Annotated in this window: 4 protein-coding genes and 2 pseudogenes; 4 read left to right on the top strand and 2 right to left on the bottom strand. The window is 65.5% G+C overall.

Going from position 1 to position 5,303, the window contains the following annotated elements; genetic code table 11:
• Window positions 1-549: pseudogene (locus tag D769_RS31940) on the bottom strand (hypothetical protein); the annotation flags it as partial.
• Between the two features lie 699 nt (window positions 550-1,248).
• On the opposite strand from D769_RS31940, the gene D769_RS20100 reads away from it, so the two are divergent.
• From D769_RS20100 to D769_RS20085, 4 genes are all read left to right on the top strand, one after another.
• Entirely contained in the window at window positions 1,249-2,031 is a 783-nt protein-coding gene (locus D769_RS20100; protein WP_008648877.1) for a GntR family transcriptional regulator, read from the top strand.
• Window positions 2,032-2,131: 100 nt separating this feature from the next.
• Complete coding sequence (locus D769_RS20095) at window positions 2,132-3,172, top strand: tripartite tricarboxylate transporter substrate binding protein (protein WP_008648876.1); 1,041 nt, start codon at window positions 2,132-2,134, stop codon at window positions 3,170-3,172.
• Window positions 3,169-4,491 (top strand): 3-isopropylmalate dehydratase large subunit, encoded by a 1,323-nt coding sequence (locus D769_RS20090; protein ID WP_008648875.1) that lies wholly within the window; start codon window positions 3,169-3,171, stop codon window positions 4,489-4,491. The genes D769_RS20095 and D769_RS20090 overlap by 4 nt, the downstream gene beginning before the upstream one ends.
• Window positions 4,488-5,000: a 3-isopropylmalate dehydratase small subunit gene (locus D769_RS20085; RefSeq protein WP_008648873.1), complete on the top strand. Its 513-nt coding sequence runs from the start codon at window positions 4,488-4,490 to the stop codon at window positions 4,998-5,000. Before D769_RS20090 ends, D769_RS20085 begins: the two co-directional genes overlap by 4 nt.
• A gap of 9 nt (window positions 5,001-5,009) precedes the next feature.
• Here the strand turns inward: D769_RS20085 and D769_RS20080 are convergent.
• Window positions 5,010-5,303, bottom strand: a pseudogene (locus D769_RS20080) (phosphoribosyltransferase); the annotation flags it as partial.

Genomic DNA, 5,303 nt, shown 5'->3' with positions numbered 1-5,303 from the left:
GCCGCCGCTGCCGCCGCCGCCACCAGCGCCGCTGGCGCCACCCGAACCACCCGAGCCGCCCTTGCCGGTGCCGCCATAGCCCGCGCCACCCTTGCCACCCGCTGCACCGTTGGCGCTGCCATTGTTGGTGGCAACGTTACCGATGTTGTGGATGTAGTTGCCAGTCACATAGCCTTCAAGCTTGCTGATGGCCAGCGCCTTGCTGGAGTTGAACGAGTTGGTGAAGTTGGCGGTAGCCGTACTGCCATTGGCCGCTGCGGCGTTGCCATAGCCGCTCATGTCCTGGTCGGTGTGATTCTTGGAGTTGGTGTTGGTATTGCTGGTGTTCTTCGTCTTGTTGGTGGTCGAAGTAGAAGAGTTGCCGTTCGCCTGAAGAGCCGTCGAACCATCATTCGCCGCGGCGCCGCCGCCATTCTGCGTGTTGCTTGTTGAGGACGCAGTCTGGGTGTTGTCGTGGCCGTTCGTGTTGTTGTTCGTCGGGTCTGCTAGCGCCTGGCCACTAATGCCCAGTGCCAGCGCAACCGCCGACGCAAGTAATGTCTTGTTCATACGTTGCTCCCAGGAGAATTGCACATTGCGGCTCAGCCTCCGGCCAACGCTCATACAGGCAGAACGCCGGCTGGAGGTTCAGGTCCCGCACGGTTGCCGGACCAGCCTTCCCCTGCGCATATTCAGTGCCAGCACGCATGGCGCGCGGCGCATCCCGTTGAAATACAAAGGCTGGCGCGGGTTTCTCCGGGAACTTTTTTCGTTGGTTGTGCGCCGCACATTCGCGCGGAACCTGTGCATGGGAGTAGACATGTCACAGCGGTGTGACACCGATTTTGGCCGTCAGGCGAACCGGCCCGTCGCGCCCGAAAAAAATGCCAGAAATTCAACGTGTTACGAAGGCACGAGTGACACGCTGAAGACGGCAACCCGCGTAACGACAGTGAAACAGCGATGCCACCGCCCCCCAACCACCACCCCTCAAGGTACCGGCAAGCCTGACCAGTCAGTGTCGGCTTCGTCATGCTGCAAGCGCGTGAAACCGGGCAGCGCGAGCATAAGTCGACGCCCCCGCGTGAAGGAATCGCCGCTGCGTCCCGTCTTTTCTTGCGTCTGGCGGACGTTCGATGCCGTCTCGCAACACATGTGGTCGCGGATTGTGCTTCGCACGCCGCGAGTGCGTTTGATGCTGGCCGCCATGTCTGATTTAAAGTACATTACACGCGTCTAGGACTTGTCAGCGCTTACGCAAGGGAAACCATGAGTGAAGCCGTCGTTCCCCTGTATCACCAGATTTACGTGGTGCTCCGCCAGCAGATCGTGGAAGGCCGCTTCGGCCAGGGCCCGCTGCCAGGCGAAATCGACCTTGCCAAGCAATTTCATGCTTCGCGCGTGACGATGCGGCGCGTGTTCGACCGTCTGGTTCAGGAAGGTCTGGTCCGCCGCCATCGCGGACTCGGGACATTCGTAAACCCGCATCCGGTCAGGCCGCAGGTCACCGAGGAGCGCGCCACGAGCCTGCTCGGCGCCATCATCGACATGGGCGAGAAGACTGCGGTCAAGGTCATCTCGATCGACGAGGTGCACGCCACCCCTGAAGTCGCCGAAGCGCTGCAGATCCAGGTGGGCGATCCCGTGGTGAAGATCGTGCGCGTGCGTCACTACCGCAACCGCCCTCTGTCCCATATCACGGTCTACCTGCCGATCGACCTGGGCCGCTCGCTGACCCGCAAGGATCTGGAAACGACGCCGATGCTGCGCCTGCTGGAAGCCGCCGGTGTGGAGCTGGGCCGCGCGTCGCAAGTGCTGACGGCCCGCCTGGCCGACGTGGTTGTGGCCCCGCTGCTCGACGTGCCTGTTGGCGGCGCGCTGCTGGCCGTGCGCCGCGTGGTGCTCGACAAGAATGGGCGTCCGGTGCAACTGCTGATGGGCCAGTATCGACCCGACCGCTACGAATACCGCATGGAACTGTCGCCGATGGGCGGCGGGGACAGCGCCAACGTGTGGGTAGAAAACGAAACCCGCACGGGCCTGCGCGACTGACCTGCGGGCGAGGCCGGGACCCACTCCTCGTACCGGCCACGCGACGAATCGGAATCGGGCGATACTGCGCACTCCACATCACAACCGAGGAGCTTTCGTCATGCCAGTCGTTCGCCCGGGCGAGCATCAGCCTGTCTGCAAGTCTGCCCTGCAATCCGCCAGCAGCCGACGGCGCGCATCCTGCGCCGCGCTGCTCGCGCTGGCCGCGTGGTGCATCGCGCCTTCCGCACAGGCCGCGCAAGCTGCGATCGCTGGCGGCAAGCCGATCCGCATCCTGGTAGGCGCGCCTGCGGGCGGCACCACCGACACGCTGGCACGAACGATCGCCCAAGAAATGTCGCAGACGCTGGACCAGCCCGTGGTGGTCGAGAACCGCCCCGGCGCAGGCGGCAATATCGCTGCCGACATGGTGGCCAAGAGCCCGGCCGACGGCACCACGCTGCTGATGAGCTTCACCAGCCATACGATCAACGCGACGCTGTACAAGAAGCTGCCGTTCGATCCGATCCAGGACTTCACGCCGATCACACTCGTGGCCACCGTGCCCAGCGTGCTGGTGGCACGGCCCAACCTGCCCGCCAACAACATCCCCGAACTGATCCGTCTGGCCAAGTCCGAGCCGGGCAAGCTGAACTTCGGCATTGGCGCGGTGGGATCGTCGGTGCATCTGGCCGGTGACATGTTCAAGATGATGACGGGCACGTATATCGTCAACATCCCGTACAAGGGCACCACGCCCGCCATCACGGATCTGCTCGCGGGCCAGGTTGATCTGATGTTCGCCAGCACGATCAACGTGGCGCAGCACGTCAAGGCTGGCAAGCTCAAGGTGCTCGGCGTGACCAGCCCGACGCCGCTGCCGCAGTTTCCGGGCGCGCAGCCGATTGGCGCCACGGTAAAGGGTTTCGAATCCAGCGCGTGGTTCGGCCTGTTCGGCCCGGCCAATCTGCCGCCGGAGATCACACAGGCGCTGTACCAAGCTGCGCGCCACGGGCTCGAGCAGCCCGCAGTGCGCAAGCGCCTGGAAACCGACGGCGCGCAACCCAGCGCCATGCCGCCCGAGACGTTCGCGAATTTCGTGAAGCAGGACGTCAAGCGCTGGGCCACGGTGGTGAAGTATTCAGGAGCCAAGCCCGAATGACCCTGCCGCACGGCAAGACCGCGGTCGACCCCAGCCAACTGCCCGCCACGCTCGCCCAGAAACTGGTCGCTCGCGCGGCAGGTGTGTCGCATGTCACGCCGGGATCGGTGGTGATGTGCAAGGTCGACCTGGCCATGTCGCACGACTCGAGCGGACCGCGCCGCGTGGCGCCACTGCTGCGCGAACTCGGCGCAAAGGTCTGGGATCCGTCCCGATTCGTGGTGGTCACCGACCACTACGTGCCTGCGGCCGACCCCGAAGCCGAATCGATCCTGCGCTTCACGCGCGACTGGGTGCGTGAAGCGGGCATTCAGAACTTCATCGACAACGAAGGCATCTGCCACGTAGTGCTGCCCGAGCGCGGCCATGTCCTGCCCGGTCGCTTCATCGTCGGCGGCGACAGCCACAGCCCCACGGGCGGCGCTTTTGGCGCGTACATGTTCGGCATAGGCGCCACGGAGATGGCCGGCGTGCTGGCCACGGGGGAGATCTGGCTGCGTGTGCCGAACACGATCCGGGTCGAGTGGCAGGGGACGCTGTCTGACGGCGTCTGCGCCAAGGACGTCATGCTGTTCCTGTGCGCCACACTGGGTATGGCGGGTGGCCGCTACGAAGTGATCGAATACACGGGGAACGCGGTAAAGACGCTGTCGATGCAGGAGCGCATGACGCTCACGAACATGAGCACCGAGCTTGGCGCGCAAACGGCGCTGATCGCGCCGGATGCCACAACGATGGCATGGCTTGCAGATGCCGGCGTCGATGCCGCCACGCTCGCCGCTATCGAACCGCGCCAGTGGCGCAGCGATGCGGACGCACCGGTACTGGCCACACATCGCTTCGATGCCGGCACGCTGGTACCGCAGGTAGCCGCGCCGCATTCGCCGGCCAACAGCGGCCCGGTCGACCAGGCCGCCGGCGCGCCGATCGAGATCGCCTATCTGGGCGCCTGCACCGGCGCCAAGCTCGAAGACCTGCGCATGGCCGCGCGGGTGCTGCGCGGGCGCAAAGTGGCATCGGGCGTGTCGTTGAAGGTCGCGCCCGCTTCGCTGCGCGACCAGCTGCAAGCGGCCAGCGAAGGGACGCTCGGCGTGCTGATGGATGCCGGCGCGGAGCTGCTGCCGAACGCGTGCAATGCGTGCGCGGGCTACGGCGCCACACGGTTTCCGGCCGGCAGCCGCGCCATCGCCTCGACTGCGCGCAACTTCCCCGGCCGCATGGGCGATGCAGGTAGCGCCGTATGGCTGGCATCGCCCATGACCGTGGCAGCCAGCGCCGCCACTGGCTGCATCACTGACCCGCGCAAGTTACTGGCATGACCCCGGCTCCGGATTTCCAACCCCCGCCCTCTGGCCGCATCTGGCGCTTCGGCGAAAACGTCGATACCGACGCAATGGCGCCGGGCCGATTCATGAAGGACGGGCTCGACGTGCTGGCGAGCCACTGCCTGGAAAACCTGCGACCGGAGTTCCCAGGCGCGGTCAAACCCGGCGACGTCATCGTCGCAGGCAGCAACTTCGGCATGGGGTCTTCACGTGAACAGGCAGCCCAGGCATTGAAGCATCTTGGCGTGGCGGCCGTGCTGGCGCCGTCGTTCGCCGGGCTGTTCTATCGCAACGCGATCAACATTGGCCTGCCGGTGCTAGTGTGCGCGGATACGACCGCATTGGCCGACGGAGCGCGAGCCACGTTCTTCCTGGATGCGGCAGAGATCAGGCTCTGCGATGGCCGGCGCATATCCTGCGAACCGGTGCCCGATTTCCTGCGCGCGCTGTTGCACGCGGGCGGGCTGGTGCCGCATCTCAAAGCACGCCTCAATAAAGTCTGAGACCTGGTCTCAGTGGGCAGCCGGTCCGTTGCTGAGGTGTCCTGACTCCCCACCTCCCGACACGCCACCATTGCGCGACCAGGCACCATGCGTGGCCATCGGCGGTGCGACGGCAGCGGCCTCGCGCAGCAGCGACAACGCCTCGTCATCCGAGGTCTGCGTGAAATCGAGATAGAACGCGCCGACCGCGCCAAAGTTCTCGGGGATATTCAGGCAGACCACGCGATCCGCCACGGCGCGGAGCGTGTCGAGGCCATCCACCGATCCCACTGGCACCGCCGCCACGACCTCCGCGGCGCCCGC

The sequence above is a fragment of the Cupriavidus sp. HMR-1 genome, assembly GCF_000319775.1.
Taxonomy (GTDB): Bacteria; Pseudomonadota; Gammaproteobacteria; order Burkholderiales; family Burkholderiaceae; genus Cupriavidus; species Cupriavidus metallidurans.
Note: the sequence above shows the minus strand (reverse complement) of the source record. Positions and strands in the feature narration are given on the sequence as shown.

Coding starts and splice junctions, on each gene's coding strand:
- D769_RS20085 (WP_008648873.1), top strand. CDS start 4,488: ATGACCCCGGCTCCGGATTTCCAACCCCCGCCCTCTGGCCGCATCTGG.
- D769_RS20100 (WP_008648877.1), top strand. CDS start 1,249: ATGAGTGAAGCCGTCGTTCCCCTGTATCACCAGATTTACGTGGTGCTC.
- D769_RS20095 (WP_008648876.1), top strand. CDS start 2,132: ATGCCAGTCGTTCGCCCGGGCGAGCATCAGCCTGTCTGCAAGTCTGCC.
- D769_RS20090 (WP_008648875.1), top strand. CDS start 3,169: ATGACCCTGCCGCACGGCAAGACCGCGGTCGACCCCAGCCAACTGCCC.